Raw genomic sequence first — 16,331 nt, forward strand, 5'->3', positions numbered from 1 at the left:
CTTACCAGAACCATCCTCGTAGCCCGGCTCAAGGGTTGCGGCGTCGGTCGGGTTACCCGGCTCCAGCGGGGTTGCCGGAATCGAGCCCTTATCCTTCGGGTTAGAGCCCTTCTCCTCCTCTTCCTCATCCGGGATGCCGTCACCATCATCATCCGGATCCGTCACATCAGGATCGCCGTCACCATCGGTATCCAGCTTGAAGTTCGCGTCCGTCTTGTCGGTGCTGCCATCCGGGTAGGTCACCGTAACCGGAACATCGAACTCCTCAGTGGTGTCGCCATTCAACTCCTTCGGAGCAGTGACAGTAATTACACCCGTGTTCTCGTCGATATCGACCGTGTAGCCCTCAGGCGCCTCAAAGTCATCCGAAATAGCAAACTTGGAACCCTCAGGCGCCTTGGTGTCCTTACCATCCTTATCGGTGAACGTCGGCTCAGACTCTGTCGGGGTACCCGGAACAACCAGCTTATCCTCGTAGCCCGGCTCGAACTCGTCGGCAGCATCAACAGCAACAGTAAACGGAGCCTTACCAGTTGCGGTGGTGCCATCTTCGTAGGTGACCTTCACCGGCACGTCGATCGACTTCGCATCCTCTGCAGGGAAGGTCACAGTGACCACACCAGAAGCCTCGTCGACCTTAACATCGTAGCCTTTCGGCACCGCGAAGCCCTCTGCCAGCTCGAACTTCGTCGGCTTCTTATCCGGGTCCTGCTTGGCCAGCTGCTCAGCAGTCAGCTTTTCGACCTCGTTGGTGTCGGTGCGGTCGAACGTCGGCGCATCAGAGGACTTCGTCTCACCCGGTTTTGCCTCAGTCGACTGATACTCCGGTGCCCAGTCAACCAGCACCGTAAACGCATCGGTAGCAATACGGCTGCCACGCTCACCCGTTTTAGCATTAACCGGGTACAGGTTCGCAGCAAACGTCGTCGTCTGGGTAATCCCATCCGGGAACAGGTTCTTGTCACCAGTATTCAGCGGGCACGATTCAATCGTGGTATCACCCTTAGCCGCCTGAGCCTCACACTTGTGCACGACCTCGCCGGTTGTGGTGTTGACCCACTCGATCTCGTACTTCAGACCGTCAACGAACTTCGACGGCAGACCGGACGTAAACGTTTCAGCCGTATCACCCGGCTTCGCGTAGTTCTGCTGCGTGTCGTACTCCAACACATCAAACACGGTGTAATCCGAGTACAGCGCGATATTGTTGTTCGCCAAACGGCCCGCCTGCACGGTATTCCATACGCCAGCCCAGGTCTGGTCCGTATTGACATCCGTTTTGTCAGTGTAGGCATTGGTGTGGAACGGTGTCACGACAGCAGCACCATCAACATCCTCGGTCGAAACAAACAACCAATCCCAGTTGATGTGCTTCGGCAGGTTCTCCCCACCACGACCAGAAGCATTCGACATCCAGCTACCGTAATCAGCTGCCGGTGCGACCGTGTTGAACAGGTCATACGCCTTGTGCTTCGAACCATCCGGGAAGATCGCCTCAGCATCATTATCGCGAGCAAGATCCGTGTAGATCAGCGATCCATCGTCGTAGCCACGATTATCCCAGGCCTTACCGAACGTGCCCTTAAACTGCAGGACGTAGTCGCCGTCTTCGCCAACAGTGGTCTCGGTGGTCTCAGCGATCCACTTATCCTTGCCCTCTTCGGCAATCTTGCGCTTAATCCAGTTCTGCAGCGCAGCCTCATCATCACGAGACCAGCCGGAACCGCGAATCTTCTTGCCACCCAGATCCTTCGGAGCCTCGTTGAGGATTTGCCCAACAGCGTAATCAGACAGGTACGAGCCATAAACCTTCAGGCCCTTCGCCGGCACATCCGCCTTGTTGTAGGCGACCCAATCGCTCCAACCTGCAACAGTTGCCGCACGAGTCAGATCCCAGTGCACCGTACCTGTGACCTGACCATAGGCATTTACACTGGGTTGCTTCCATGGCGCGTTTTCCTCAGACGCCTGAAGGTTGTGCATCACATCGTTTTGCGCCTTCTCACCAAACGCAAAACGAGCATTCTCAAGCCGGTCCGAACCAACAAGGTTCCTCATACCGGCCGAGAGCTCCATGGTGTTACCCAACGGGAACAGCTTGCCCTGGCCAGAGCCATAGAGCTGGGTGAACGCATCCGGATCTGGGTTCTCTGCCCAAATGCGGAACTTCTCACCCTCCGGTAGATTCGGGTCTGCGTCGAACTTGCGCACCTTGCCCAGCGAGTCCACGAAAGACTTCATCCCGATGGTGAAACGACCATCAGCACCAGTCGTGGTCGTGTAGATCGGAGAGGTAGCGCCGTCGCGCTCAACCCATTGTGCGTAAATACGCACCCCCTCCATCGGGATCGGCTTCAGGTTATTCGTACCTGGGTGCACCGACATGTTGCCGTTGCGCTGGTTAATAACATAACCCTCAATGGAGTTATTCGAACCGGCCTCGACATCAGATTCAATAGCGCCTTCAACCTTGATGGGCTGATCGCCAACGGTGTAGCGCGGTTCACCAACACCCGTCTGATACACACCCTCAGCATTCTCGCCCGGGTACTTAACACCATTGCCCTGAGCGTTGGGCTGTCCAGCCTCATCATGCGTGCCAGCATATGCTGCCGCAGCAGACTGCGGTGCAGCGATCGGCTGCGCAAACGGCGCAACCAGCGCAAAAGACAATGCCGCTGCCGCGAGTGACGTGCCGCGGCGGCGATTCACGAGATTCTTCTTCATGAAAACTCCTTCGGAAGACAGTGCCCCACGTTGAGACACATCGGTCATCCCCAGAAAACCGCAATCAAAAGATTAGACGATTCTGAGCTACCGCGTCCGATCCTAAAGCCTTGGACACTCGCTTGCAAGAAGTTTCCAAATTAAAAATACGCTACTGTTCTGTACGCCTGCTCCAATTGTTAGGAAATGCCACCGGACTGCCCGAGTAGCGTCTCACCGCTCACCCACGCAGCGCAGCCAGGACAGCCCAGCGAACCTACCCCTATTAACCTCTTACACCATCTGGGAAGCGCGTTAACTAGAGTCACCCGCACCTCTACCGCTCACACCATCGTTCACGTTGCCTCTGATGAGGCGGACAGCCGATTGGAAATGTAGCCAAACCAACATACTTTAGCTGGAACGCTAACACTCACGTTTCACACGAAATTGTATTGCACACTCAATCCTAAAAAGGCACTCGTTTGTCATTTAACTGAGAGATAGAGTATACGTTTCAAAGCCATTCAACTACGCATTCTTAGAGGAACTCTTAAGCTCCAGCCCCTTCACAAAGCTGCCTCCGCCATTCGGGGAGCAGTTGTCGTAGATCAGCGTGCCAGCAAGGATGCCAGCCGCGATCAGCACCAGACCACCAGCAACAGTAGCCAGGTCAGCACCGAACATACCCAGCTGCTGGTTGACAGCATCAACCTGCGCAGCCAGCTGCGCGTTGAACAGACCAGCCTGCTGCTGAATCTGGGTATTCGCAGCCTGGATCTGGGCATTAGCCTGACCAACGAAGTCAGACAGACCCGGGATTTGCATCTGGGTAGCCAGACCGATCGGGATCAGTGCCAGCAGCGGCAGACCGAAACCAGCCGCAGTAGCAGCACACTTGCCCGCGTCGATGCCAACCGTGCCAGTGGATTTGTTGCCATCACCGTCGGTCGCAATGACCTTGTCACCAGGCTTGAGCTCCACACCAGACGGAACATCAACCTTCCAGTTACCATTCTCATCCGTCGTGGTCGTGACAGTCTTACCACCCGGGAAGGTCACCGTAATCTCCTCATTCGGACGATCCCCCTTACCGGACACGGCCTTGTCACCCAAGTTCAGGACAGAAGGTCCATAACAAAACCCCGCTGCATGGTCGTTAAACCAATACAGCGGGGTTCGTGATGGTAGAGAATCTTAGTTCTCCTCAGCCTTCTCCTCGGAAGCCTCGGCTTCCTCAGACTCAGCCTTCTCGGCAGCCTCAGCGGCGGCAGCGGCTTCAGCCTCGGCAGCAGCCTTGGCCTCTTCCTCTTCCTTTGCCTTCTTGCGCTTCTCGGTGATGGCCTCGGCGGTCGGGCCGTTGTTGGCCTCCTCGAGTGCCTCGTTGAACAGTTCGAGCTTGGACTTCTTCTCCTCGGCAACCTTCAGGGTGCCCTCGGCGCCGTCCAGGCCCTTGTGCTTCTGCCAGTCACCGGTGATCTTCAGCAGTGCGGCAACCGGCTCGGTCGGCTGTGCGCCGACGCCCAGCCAGTACTGTGCGCGCTCCGAGTCGATGCGGATGAGCGAGGGCTCTTCCTTCGGGTGGTAGATGCCGATGTTCTCGATGACGCGACCGTCGCGACGGGTACGGGAGTCAGCGACGACGACGCGGTACTGTGCGTTGCGGATCTTGCCCACACGCTGCAGCTTGATCTTGACAGCCATGAAAATTCTTCCTTTACGGTCACTGGGCAGTGCAGACACCCGCCGTGTGCTGGCGGGCCGGTTCAACCCTTCTTCTTTAGCCTGCGCGTGACTGGCCGGTCGACCGCCCGAGTAAGACGGGTGCAGACGCTTCCGACGCGTACGCAGTATGCTGTCCCCGACATACATGCCGGGTAACTCGCAGTACTTTACCGTGGACGCAGCTGAAGACCAAAAAGCACCCAGCTCCCCCGCCTTCGGTGACATGCGTAGCGCTGCCCGCCGCGACGGTTCCGGCTTTTCTCCCGATACGCGGTAAGGTTTGCACAGTCACGGGAGCGTCCCGCGTATTGGCATGCCTGCACTTCGCAGAGCATTCGCCTGCGGATTGATGTTTCCCACACCATACCAAGAGTCAAACGGTTCGCAGAGGTTTTGAGGATAGATGAGCGCAACGACGGCGAAGCCTGCGCAGCACGATGCGGGAGAAAGTACACGAGCACGAACCTCGGCCTACCGCGTTGATATCGACGGCCTGCGTGGCTACGCCATCGGTCTCGTGGTGCTCTTCCACGTCTTCGTTGGCCGCGTCTCCGGCGGCGTGGACGTCTTCCTGCTGCTGTCCGGCTACTTCTTCCTCGGCGGGCAGCTGCGTTACGCGATGCGCCCCAACCCGAGCCTGAACCCATGGTGGCCGTTGTGGCGGACGATCCGCAGGCTGGTGCCAGCGCTCGTCGTGGTGATCCTGTCCGTGTTTGTGGCGGTGCATTACCTCACCCCAGAGCTGATGAGCGACGAGCTGGCCGCGCAGTTCACTGCCTCCATGCTCTATTACCAGAACTGGGAGCTCATGGTGCAGGCGGCAGACTACGCCGCGGCAAGCCAGGACACTTCTCCCCTGCAGCACCTGTGGTCGATGGCCGTCCAGGGGCAGTTCTACCTCTTTGGCATTTTGCTGGGCACGCTCATCGCCTTCCTTATTACCAAGTGCAACCTCCCGCGCACCTACGCCAAGCGGGGTGCGATCACGGTGCTCGCGATCATCACTCTCGCCTCACTCGCTTGGGCCTCCCGCTTCGGCTTCATTGGTACCGGCGCAAACTACTACTCCACCTTTTCCCGCGCCTGGGAGCTTTCGCTCGGCGCACTGCTGGCGTTTGTGCCCACCAGCCGCTTCCTGCCGCAGAAGACAGCCTGGCTCACTTCCGCGATCGGCATCATCTGTATCACCATTACCGGCGCGGTGGTCTCCAATACGCTGGCCTTCCCCGGCCCGATCGCCTTGCTGCCACTTATCGGCGCTGCGCTTGTCATCCTCAGTGGCGACGACAACCCCGTCTCCAAGGTGCTTGCCTCCAAGCCGATGACGTGGCTGGGTGGGATCGCCTACTCCCTGTACCTGTGGCACTGGCCGATGCTGATCATCGTCACCGTCATCGGCGGCTTTGGCACCCCGCCAGCGTGGGTTGGCGTGATCGTGATCGCGGCGTCACTCGCACTGGCGCACGTGACCCATGTGCTGCTGGAGCAGCCGCTGCGCCAGCACCGCAAGCGTCCGAAAGCCACCGATACGCCGGTTGCCGACGCCCGCCGCAGCCTGCGCACGCCCGCAGGCATCGGCCGCGCCGTCGGTGGCGTTGTCATCGCCGCACTCGTCGGCGCGGCACTGACCATCCAGCCGCTGTGGAACCAGAAGGTGGAAAACGCGAACCGTCCGCTGGACATAGAGATGTACCCCGGTGCAATGTCGATTGTCGGTACACCCGTCCCCGACGTCACGCCACAGCCGGACCCGAACCTCGTCTCCGGCATCTACCCTCCTGTCGGATCCGAGGGCTGCATGGTGTTCCAGAACGAGGACGCGGACGTCATGCCGCGCCCCGAGTGCATCTACGGCGACAAGGACGCCGAGACCACCGTGGTGATGGTCGGCGGCTCGCACATCGAGCCCTATGTCATCCCGCTCGACCGCCTCGGCCGCGAGCACGGATTCAAGGTCGTTCCTTTTGTCCGCCAGACCTGCCCGCTGACCATCGGCGGCGAGGACGGCACAGAGCTGGTCTCGGACGTGTGCTTCGAGTGGAGTCAGAACGTCTTCGAGGAAGTCGTGAACATGCAGCCGGATCTGGTGGTCTCCACCTCCACGCGCCCTGAGGGGCGCGCCGGCGACGTGGAGGTGACCGTCGACCACGTGCCGGACTCCTACCTCGTGCTGTGGGATGCGTTCGCGCAGTACGACATCCCGTTCTTGGGCTTCCGCGACAACCCGTGGATCTTTGACATCTTCGGCCAGATCATGGACCCCAACATCTGCATCGTCTCCGGCTTCACGGAGGAAGAGTGCTCGATGCGCACCGACGACGTCTACGGCCCCGTCGACCCGGCGGCTGAGTACCTCGACGGAACGAACAAGCAGTTCAGCGTGGATACCGCCCCGTGGTTCTGCGACGCCGAGCTATGCCGCCCCCAGATCGGCAACGTCTACGTCTACCGGGACCAGAACCACATCTCGAACGCCTACATGGCAACGCTGACGCCCTTGGTGTGGCAGGAGCTGCGCAAGGTTTTCGACGCCCTCGAGATCCCCTACGTAAGCACCGACGCCCCCGAGTACGAGGTCCCGCCACTGCGCCCGGACCCCAACGCCGAGATCCCCGTCGGTGAAGACGGCTCGGCCCCGGAGAACCTACCGGTCAACCCCGTCGACGGGCAACGCCAGCCGCTGGGACTCCTCGGCCAATAGGCCGGAGCCCCTCCGAACGAAAAGAGGTGGCCCCGCAACGCTTTCCAGCGTTGCGGGGCCACCTCTATCTGTTGGCTACTTGCCCTTGCCCATGCGCTTCATTGCCTCGTTGAAGTCGAGCTTGTCCAAGTCCAGGCCCTCCATGCCGGGTGGCATCTGCTCCTGCAGCTTCTTCAGCTCCTGCATGTCAGGCATACCACCACCCATGCCCGGCATTGGCGGCATACCCGGCATACCGCCGCCACTACGGCGCTTCGGCGGCTTGCGCTTGCCATTCTTGCCCCTGCGGCCCTTCGGCTTCTTCTTCGTCGCCGAACGCCCGCCGGGCATCCCCGGCATTCCGGGCATGCCGCCCATGCCGAACTGACCGGCCATCTTGCCCATCATCTTCTTCGCTTCGAAGAAGCGCTCCACAAGCTGGTTGACGTCGGAGACTTCGACGCCGGAGCCCTTGGCGATACGCTTGCGCCGAGAAGCATTGAGAATCTTCGGATCCTCACGCTCGGCAGGGGTCATACCTCGGATGATGGCCTGAATGCGGTCGAGCTGCTTCTCATCGACCATGTCGGCCATCTGGTTCATCTGCTTGCCGCCGGGCATCATCTTCAGCAGGTTGCCGATCGGGCCCATGCGGCGGATCATCAGCAGCTGGTCCAGGAAGTCCTCGAGCGTGAGCTCTCCGGAAGCCAGCTTGGTCGCAGCCGCCTCCGCGTCCTTCTCGTTGTAGGTCTGCTCCGCCTGCTCGATCAGCGAGAGCAGGTCGCCCATGCCCAGGATGCGGCTGGACATGCGATCCGGGTGGAAGACGTCGAAGTCGTCGAGCTTCTCGCCCGTGGACGCGAACAGGATCGGCTTGCCGGTGACCTCACGAATGGAGAGTGCGGCACCACCGCGGGCGTCGCCGTCGAGTTTGGTCAGCACAACACCAGTGAAGTCGACGCCGTCGGCGAAGGCCTGCGCGGTGCTTACCGCGTCCTGGCCGATCATGGCGTCAATGACAAAGAGGACTTCGTCCGGGTTCACCGCGTCGCGGATGTTGCGGGCCTGGGTCATCAAAGTCTCGTCGATACCCAGGCGGCCCGCGGTATCGATGATGACCACGTCGTGCTTGGTCTGCTTCGCATGCTCGATACCCTGCTGCGCCACCGCGACCGGATCGCCGTGGGAGGAGCCCATCTCGTGCTCGTAAGAATCGATCGAGGTGCCCGGGTCCGGCGCAAAGGTATCGACGCCCGCACGCTCGCCCACAATCTGCAGCTGCTGAACCGCGCCAGGGCGCTGCAGGTCACAGGCCACCAGCAGCGGGGTGTGCCCCTGCTTGGCCAGGTGCTTGGACAGCTTCCCGGCGAGCGTGGTCTTACCGGCACCCTGCAAACCGGCGAGCATGATCACCGTCGGCGGGTTCTTCGCCAGGTTGAGGCGGCGGGTCTCGCCGCCCAGGATGCCGGTGAGCTCCTCATCAACAATCTTGATGACCTGCTGCGCAGGATTCAGCGCCTCGGACACATCCGCGCCGAGGGCGCGCTCCTTGACGCGCTTGATAAAGGCCTTGACCACGGCAAGCGAGACGTCGGCCTCCAGCAGTGCGAGGCGGATCTCGCGCGCGGTGGCGTTAATGTCAGCCTCGGTGAGCTTGCCTTTACCACGCAGGCCACCGAGGGCGTCTTGCAAGCGGTCGGACAGTGACTCGAACAACGTAAGGTACTCCTGTTCGCTTCGTTTTATCAGCGTGCGCGGGGCGCTCGCCGTCAAAAATGTACTCGTTACAGCCTAGCGCCTAGCTGGGCGTACCCAGAACTTGCGCTAACTTGCGCTAGCCCAGCAACGCGTCGACGAAGCTTTCCACCTCAAACGGCGCGAGATCGTCCGCGCCCTCGCCCAGGCCGACAAGCTTGACCGGCACGCCCAGCTCCTCCTGCACCTGGAAGACGATGCCGCCCTTGGCGGTGCCGTCCAGCTTGGTCAGCACCACGCCCGTGATGTCCACAACCTCGCGGAAGACGCGCGCCTGCGCAATGCCGTTCTGCCCCACCGTGGCGTCGAGAACCAGCAGCACCTCGTCGACGTTGCTCTTCTTCTCCACCACGCGCTTGACCTTGCCCAGCTGGTCCATCAAGTCGGTCGAGGTGTGCAGGCGGCCCGCGGTATCAATGAGGACGACGTCCGCACCCTCCTGCACGCCGGTAGCAACAGCGTCGAAGGCCACGGATGCTGGGTCCGCGCCCTCCTTGCCGCGCACTGTGGACGCGCCGACGCGACGGCCCCAGGTCTCGAGTTGGTCGGCCGCGGCCGCGCGGAAAGTATCCGCCGCGCCGAGCACCACGGAGTGACCCATGGAAACCAGCACGCGCGCCAGCTTGCCGGTGGTTGTGGTCTTGCCGGTGCCGTTGACGCCGGCAACAAGGATGACAGCGGGCTTGCCCTCATTCGGCATCGCCTTGATGGAGCGGTCCATCTCGGGACGCGCCGCCTCGATCAGCGTCTCACGCAGCATCGCGCGCGCCTCTTCCTCCGAGGAAACCCCGCGCTCGGCGATCTTGCCCCGCAGCGTTTCGGTCACGCGCATGGTCAGGTTGGCACCGAGGTCCGCCATGATCAGCGTGTCCTCGATTTCCTCCCACGCGTCCTCGTCCAGGTCACCCGCAGTAAGGATGCCCAGCAGCCCCTGGCCGATCGCGTTCTGCGAGCGCGACAGACGCCCACGCAGCTTGCCGATGCGGCCGGCCGCAGGCTCGATCTCCTCGATGTCTTCGGTGGGCTCGTCATGCTTCTCGACGACCACATCCTCACTCACCTCAGCCACCTGAGCCTGGTCAGCCTCCAGCGCACGGGCAGCCTCCGCGCTCGCGGCAGCTGCTGCTGCGGCCGCCTCCTGCGCCTTGCGAGTCTGGTCCGCGTCTGCCTGCGGCTCCTCGGCCGGTTCTGCCTCAGGTTCCGGTGCGGGTTCCTCGGCCGGTTCCTCGGCGGCTGGTGCTTCCGGATTCTCCACCGGCGCTGCCTCATCCGGGGTCACGACGGTCTCGCGGGTCTCCGGGTCGGTCTCCGCGTCGGTGTTCACCACAACCTCGTCAGTCGGCTCCTCAACCTTGGCGGCCTTTTCTACCTTCGCAGCTTCCTCAACCTTGGCCGCCTTCTCAACCTTGGCGGCTTCCTCAACCTTCGCGGCCTTCTCGACCTTGGCAGCCTCCTCAACCGTTTCCGGCTCCGGTTCGACTACCGGTTGCGGGGCCTGGGCAGCCGCCTGCTGCTCTTGTGCAGGCTTCGGCTCGCGCGGCTCGTCGATACGCACCGGCTCCTTCTCCGGCGTGCTGGGGGCTGCAGCCGGCGCGAAGTTAAAACCGCCCTTGGCCTGGTAATTGCCCGACTTTTCCTGCTGTGTAAGCTCCTTCGGCTCCTCCGTCTTAGCAAAAGAGACAGTCTTCTCTTCTTTGCGCTTGCGCCCCACCACGACGATGCCCACAACGATGAGGGCAACGACGATGATGGCGACAACGATCCACAGAAGTGGCGAGTTCATTGCAAGTTCCATATCCATGGCACCCATAGTGCCATAGTGAATCGAACGGGCAGGCTAGCGATGTTATGTCCAAAGAGTTTTTGGACACGGAGTCCCGTGACTTATTGGACAAGGAGTCCATCGGGTTCCTGGGCAACCACAAATGGAGCTAGCTCCATTTAGGAACACCGCCGACCCGCGACCAGGGCTTTTACAACCGGCGCAACTCCAAATGGAGCTAGCTCCTTTTAGACAAACTGCCAACCCGCGACCAGGGATTTTACAACCGGCGCAGACCCAAATGGAGCTAGCTCCATTTAGAAAGCCCCGTGTGAGGAACCGCGCGTTAAGACACCCGCGTCAGCAAACCCGCGACAAACCCCCTAGTCAGCCGCCGGCTGCATGCGCTGCGAAAGCACGCGCGTCACACCGTCGCCGCGCATGGTCACGCCGTAGAGCACGTTCGCCACGTCCATCGTCGGCTTCTGGTGCGTGATCACGATCAGCTGCGAGTCCTCCCGTAGTTCTTTGAGGAGGGCGATGAGGCGGCGGAGGTTGACGTCGTCGAGCGCGGCCTCGACCTCGTCGAGCACGTAGAAGGGACTCGGGCGGGCCCGGAAGATGGCTACGAGGAACGCGAGCGCGGTGAGCGACTTCTCGCCGCCGGAAAGCAAGGACAGACGCTTGACCTTCTTGCCGGGCGGGCGGGCCTCGATCTCGATGCCGGTGGCAAGCATGTCCTCGGGCTCGGTGAGGATGAGGCGGGCCTCGCCACCCGGAAAGAGCGTGTGGAACACACGCGGGAATTCGGCCTCGACGTCTTTCCAGGCGTCGGTGAACAGCTGGAGGATCTGTCCGTCCACGTCATTGATCACGCCGATCAGGTCCTCGCGCGCCTGGATCACGTCATCAAGCTGCGTGGACAAAAACGCGTAACGCTCCTCGAGCGCCTTGAACTCCTCCAGCGCGAGCGGGTTGACCTTGCCAAGTGCCCGCAGATCCTTTTCCGCCTGCGCCAGGCGCGCCTTCTCCGACGCCTCGTCGAAGTCCTCGCCCGGCGTGTAGTCCCGCAGCAGATCCGGAATCGCGATGCCGAGCGATTCGGTGATCTTCTTCTCCGCCTCGTCGATACGCACCTGCGCCTGCGACTGCGCGATCTCCGAATTGTGCGAGCTCTCCGTGAGCCGCTTCAGCGTCTGCCGCGCCGCCGAGACCTGGCTGCGGGCTTGCTGCAACTGAGCCTGCAGCTTAGCGACGCCCGCCTGCCACCGGTCCCTCTCACTCCCCGCGCGGACAAGCGCGTCCTGGACGCGGGCGGCCACGTCGCGCCCCTGCTCCGCCACCGCCTGGGCCAGCTCGGCCTGCGCGCGACGCTTCTGCATCGCCGCGTCGTGGCGGGCCTTCGCCTGCTTCTCGTGCTCCGCTTGGCGACGCAACGCGTCTCCCCTACCGGCGCGCTGTTCCGCGGCCTGCTGGGCGGTACGCGAGGCGAGCGTGGCCTCCATCTCCATCGCCTTGACCTGTGCCAGCTCCTGCTGGGCAGCATCGCGCTGGGCCGAGGACGGCTCCTCGCTTGGCTGGTCCTCCGCGTTCACGCGCGCAAGACGGTCGCGGGTCTGCGCCAGCTCCTCGCGGCGGGCGGCGAGGCGGCCCTCTGCCTCGGTGGCGCGCTGGGCTGCGCGCTCGTGTTCACTGCTGTTGGCCTGCCACTGCTTCTCCAGGCGCTCGTGGTCGCGGCCCAGGCGCTGGGCTTCGGCGTCGTGCTCGCGCAGGGCGGCCTTGGCTGAAGCCGCGGTCACGCGCGCGTCCTCGGCGGCGATCTTTGCGCCCTCCAGCGTGCCCGAGAGCTCCTCGAGCTGGGCCTGCGCGATCTCAAGTTCGCTGCGGGCCTGCTCGATTTGAGCGGTGACCTCCACCGCGGTGGTGGTGCCCGTCCCGGCGGCGACCCAGCCTTCACCGACGAGGACGCCGTCGCGGGTCACGGCGCGCAGGCGCGGGTCTTCGGCAACTAGTTCGCGGGCGGTCTCAAGCGTGTCCGCGACCACCACGTCTACCAGCAGGCGGGTCACGGGGCCGAGGACGGAGTCGTCCACGCGCACATGGTCGAGTAGCCAGTCCACCTTTGCGTCGGTGTCGAGGCGCCAGGTGGTGCCGCCGTTGGTGTCGATGATGATGGTGCGCGCGGCGTCGGCAAGCTGGGCCACGGCGTTGGCGTTGACCTCACCGGTGAGCGCTTCCGCGTGCGCGCCGAGTGCTGCGGCCAAGGCTCGGTCCATACCTTCATCGGCGCGGAGCAGCCCGGCGAGCGGGGCGAAGTCTGCGAGCGTGTCCGCGGCCTTTGGGCGCGGGGCCTGCTCGACAAGCGTGGCAATGCGGGATTCGAGCGTGAACACGGCGCGTTCGCGCTCGCGCTGCTCGGCGCGGAGCTGTTCCAGGCGCTTATCGGCGGCATCCGACTCGGTGTAGGCACGCACGTGTTCCTCATCGAGCGGGGCGCGCTGCGTGTCCACCTCTGCGAGCGCTTCCGCGGCCTCGCGGGCTTCCTGTTCGGCTGCGCGGGCGCGAGCGCGGGTTTCTTCCAGAAGTTCGGTCAGTCGCGCGACCTCGTCTTCGGCCGCGGTGATCGCCGCCTGCTGCGACTCCTCTTGCGCGAGCAGTCGCACCACGCCCTCGCGCCGGTCGGCGATCGCGCGGACCTGCGCCATGTGCTCGCGCTCCGCGTCGTCAAAGGCTTCCTGCTTTTCGGCGACCTCTTCGCGCAGCGTCTCGAGCTTCTCGGCGGCCTCCTCGGCGGCTTCGAGCGCTTCGGCGTACTCCTCGTCGGCGAACTCGGCGCGGCGCAACAGCTGGTCCGGGTCCTGGCCCGCGTATGGCACCTGCGCCCCGGAATGCTGGGCGCGCTCGGTGGCGATGCGCACCGTGGCGCTGACCCGCTCCGCCAGGGTGGAAAGCTCAAACCACACCTTTTGTGCCTGCTCCGCCTGCGGCTGGGCTTCTTCCTGCTCGAACTCGATCTCGGCCTGCGCCTGCTCGGCTTCCTCGAGTACGGCCGTTGCGGTTTCGACTTGCTCGGCGAGTGCTTGGGCGGCGGCGGTGGCGTCGTGAAGCGAGGCGCGCAGGGTGACCACCTGGTGTCCGGCGAGTGAAAGGCGGGCCTCGCGCAGGGTGGACTGCACGGTGGCGGCGCGCTTGGCGGCCTCGGCCTGGCGGGCAAGCGGCTTGAGCTGTTTACCCAGCTCCTCGGTCAAATCGCTGAGGCGATCCAGGTTGGCCTGCATGCCGGTGAGCTTGCGCTGCGCCTTCTCCTTGCGGCGGCGGTGCTTGAGTACGCCGGCGGCTTCCTCGATAAACGCGCGGCGCTCCTCCGGGCGCGATTCCAGGATTTCCGAGAGCTTGCCCTGGCCGACGATGATGTGCATCTCACGGCCGATGCCGGAATCCGACAGCAGCTCCTGGATGTCCATCAGGCGGGCCTTGGCACCGTTGATCTCGTACTCGGAGGCACCGTCGCGGAACATGCGGCGAGTAATGGCCACCTCGGTGTACTCGATTGGCAGGTGCTTATCGGTGTTGTCGAAAGTCAGCGTGACCTCGGCGCGCCCCAGCGGCTTGCGGTCGCCAGCACCGGCGAAGATGACGTCCTGCATCTTGCCGCCGCGCAGATTCTTCGCGCCCTGCTCCCCCATCACCCATGCGAGCGCGTCCACCACGTTCGACTTGCCCGAGCCGTTGGGGCCGACGACGGCGCAGATGCCCGGCTCGAACTTCATCGTGGTCGCCGAAGCGAAGGACTTGAATCCTTTAAGCGTCAGCGATTTCAGGTGCATTGCCGTGAGTTTACCTGTCCGGTCTCGCGCTCGTTACTCAGCGCTCGTCGAAGCCGGAAGCACCGCGGGGCTCGCCGTACTGCTCGCCGACGAAGTCGACCCGGCCGGGCCGACGCGTGGTCGTTGGCTCCTCGCGCAGCAGCGCAAGCAGCGCGTCTGTGTGCTCGCGGGTTCCCTCGGCGACGACTTCCACGCGGCCGTCGGCAAGGTTCTTCGCGTAGCCGGCAAGCCCCAGCTCGAGGGCGCGGGAGCGGGTCCACCAACGAAAACCCACGCCCTGGACGTGTCCATGGACGTGGGCGGTGAGACGTACTCGTGTGTTGTCAGTGTGTGCGGTCATGCTCCCACACTAGTGGGGCTTACTTGTCCGGGCGGCCTGCAACCTTCAAATCCTCGACGCTGCGGCGGGTGACCGGGTCGGAGCCATCCCAGAACTCCACGTTTTTCAGCTCCGGCAGCATATCGCGGTGGAAGACAGGGTCGAGGCCCTTGGTGCGCTGCTCGCTGAAGTTGCGCAGCAGCTTGAAGGCCACGCCACCCAGCGGCACGATCGCGATGATGTTGATGATCGCCATGGTGCCTGCCATCGTGTCGCCGAGTGCCCACACCAGCGGCAGGGAGCCGAAGGCACCGAAGATAACAAAACCGATCACGCCGAGGCGGAAGATGGTCATGACAGCCTTGGAGCTGGTGAGGTACTCCACGTTGGCCTGCGCAAGGTAGTAGTTACCAATCACGGAGGAAAACGCGAGGAAGAAGAGGATGAACGTGATCGCGTGCGCGCCCCAGGCACCGACGGAGTCCGCCAGCGCGGATTGGGTCAGCGCAGCGCCCTGGATGTCATCCGTACCGTAGTTCACCGCCGGGCCGAGCAGCACGACGAAGGCGGTGATGGTGCACACCACGAGCGTGTCGAAGTACACGCCGAGGGTCTGCACCAGCCCCTGCTTGACCGGGTGGGACACGGTTGCGGTCGCCGCGGCGTTCGGAGCGGAGCCCTGACCGGCCTCGTTGGAGAACAGGCCACGGCGCATGCCGAAGGCGAAGGCTGCACCCACCGTGGCGCCAGCGACCTGCTGCAGGCCGAGCGCATGGCCGACAATCAGGCTGATCATGCCCGGAACCTCGGAGATGTTCATGATGACCACGACAAGGCCAATGAGGATGTAGGCGGTCGCCATGAACGGCACGATGATCTGCGTGGCGCTGGCGATACGGGTCACGCCGCCAAAGATGATCAGGGCAGTCAGCGTGGCGAGCACGGCGGCGACGATCACCTTCAGGGTCATCGAGTCGGTCTGCAGGGAGCCACCGACTGCCTCAACAATCGAGTTGGTCTGAATGGCGTTGAACACAAAGCCGTAGGTCAGCGACAGGGCAACGGCGAAAATGATGGCGAGCGGACGCCAGTTCAACCCGCGCGTCATGTAGTAGGCGGGCCCGCCGTGGTAGTTGCCGTCCTCGTCTTTCGTCTTCCAGAGCTGCGCCAGAGTGGACTCGACGAACGCGGTTGCGCCACCGACGATGGCGATGATCCACATCCAGAACACAGCACCCGGACCGCCCACGGAGATGGCCAGCGCCACACCGGCGATGTTGCCGGTCCCCACGCGCGAAGCAGCCGAGATCGTGAAGGCTTTGAACGCGGAAATGCCGCCGTATTCCTCGTCCAGGTCACGACCCTGGCGGTCCTTGCCCTGAGGCTTTTCGGTGACAGCCTTGAACATCTCGGGCAGGAGACGGACCTGTACGAAGATGGTGCGAAGGCCGAAGTAAATACCGGCTGCCAGCAGCAGCCAGGGAACGATTTCCCAGATCACGCCGTTGAGCGTGTCGTTTACAAAGGAAGTTGCGGAATCCATGGCGAGAATCTTAT

10 protein-coding genes are annotated in these 16,331 nt (G+C 63.0%); 2 read left to right on the plus strand and 8 right to left on the minus strand.

The window, feature by feature from the left end:
- From HMPREF2550_RS08780 to rpsP, 3 genes are all read right to left on the minus strand, one after another.
- Nucleotides 1-2,727 (minus strand): YPDG domain-containing protein (locus HMPREF2550_RS08780; protein WP_210400223.1); only part of this gene is annotated, 2,727 nt, incomplete at its 3' end.
- Between the two features lie 510 nt (nt 2,728-3,237).
- Nucleotides 3,238-3,807, minus strand: a complete 570-nt coding sequence (locus HMPREF2550_RS08785) for a hypothetical protein (protein WP_141760577.1) — start codon at nt 3,805-3,807, stop codon at nt 3,238-3,240.
- A 96-nt stretch (nt 3,808-3,903) separates the two neighbouring features.
- A complete protein-coding gene (gene rpsP, locus HMPREF2550_RS08790) occupies nt 3,904-4,410 on the minus strand; it encodes a 30S ribosomal protein S16 (protein WP_070790723.1) in 507 nt (168 codons plus the stop codon).
- Between the two features lie 148 nt (nt 4,411-4,558).
- On the opposite strand from rpsP, the gene HMPREF2550_RS12335 reads away from it, so the two are divergent.
- Nucleotides 4,559-4,708, plus strand: a complete 150-nt coding sequence (locus HMPREF2550_RS12335) for a hypothetical protein (RefSeq protein ID WP_168167705.1) — start codon at nt 4,559-4,561, stop codon at nt 4,706-4,708.
- A gap of 126 nt (nt 4,709-4,834) precedes the next feature.
- The gene (locus HMPREF2550_RS08795) at nt 4,835-7,132 is read left to right on the plus strand and encodes an acyltransferase family protein (RefSeq protein WP_070790724.1); all 2,298 of its coding nucleotides are present in this window, start codon (nt 4,835-4,837) and stop codon (nt 7,130-7,132) included.
- Between the two features lie 75 nt (nt 7,133-7,207).
- On the opposite strand, the gene ffh is transcribed toward HMPREF2550_RS08795, so the two are convergent.
- The 5 genes from ffh to HMPREF2550_RS08820 form a co-directional block, all read right to left on the minus strand.
- Nucleotides 7,208-8,827 carry a signal recognition particle protein gene (gene ffh, locus HMPREF2550_RS08800; RefSeq protein WP_070790725.1) on the minus strand — a complete coding sequence of 540 codons (1,620 nt, stop codon included), beginning with the start codon at nt 8,825-8,827 and terminating at the stop codon, nt 7,208-7,210.
- A gap of 118 nt (nt 8,828-8,945) precedes the next feature.
- Nucleotides 8,946-10,649, minus strand: a complete 1,704-nt coding sequence (gene ftsY, locus HMPREF2550_RS08805; protein ID WP_070790726.1) for a signal recognition particle-docking protein FtsY — start codon at nt 10,647-10,649, stop codon at nt 8,946-8,948.
- A gap of 362 nt (nt 10,650-11,011) precedes the next feature.
- Nucleotides 11,012-14,455, minus strand: coding sequence for a chromosome segregation protein SMC (gene smc / locus HMPREF2550_RS08810; RefSeq protein WP_070790727.1), 3,444 nt, complete (start codon nt 14,453-14,455; stop codon nt 11,012-11,014).
- A 37-nt stretch (nt 14,456-14,492) separates the two neighbouring features.
- On the minus strand, nt 14,493-14,795 hold the full coding sequence (locus HMPREF2550_RS08815; RefSeq protein ID WP_070790728.1) for an acylphosphatase: 303 nt from the start codon (nt 14,793-14,795) through the stop codon (nt 14,493-14,495).
- Between the two features lie 19 nt (nt 14,796-14,814).
- The gene (locus HMPREF2550_RS08820) at nt 14,815-16,317 is read right to left on the minus strand and encodes an alanine/glycine:cation symporter family protein (protein WP_070790729.1); all 1,503 of its coding nucleotides are present in this window, start codon (nt 16,315-16,317) and stop codon (nt 14,815-14,817) included.
- Nucleotides 16,318-16,331 lie beyond the last annotated feature (14 nt).

It is taken from the genome of Corynebacterium sp. HMSC074A01 (assembly GCF_001831515.1).
In the GTDB taxonomy this organism is placed as follows: Bacteria; Actinomycetota; Actinomycetes; order Mycobacteriales; family Mycobacteriaceae; genus Corynebacterium.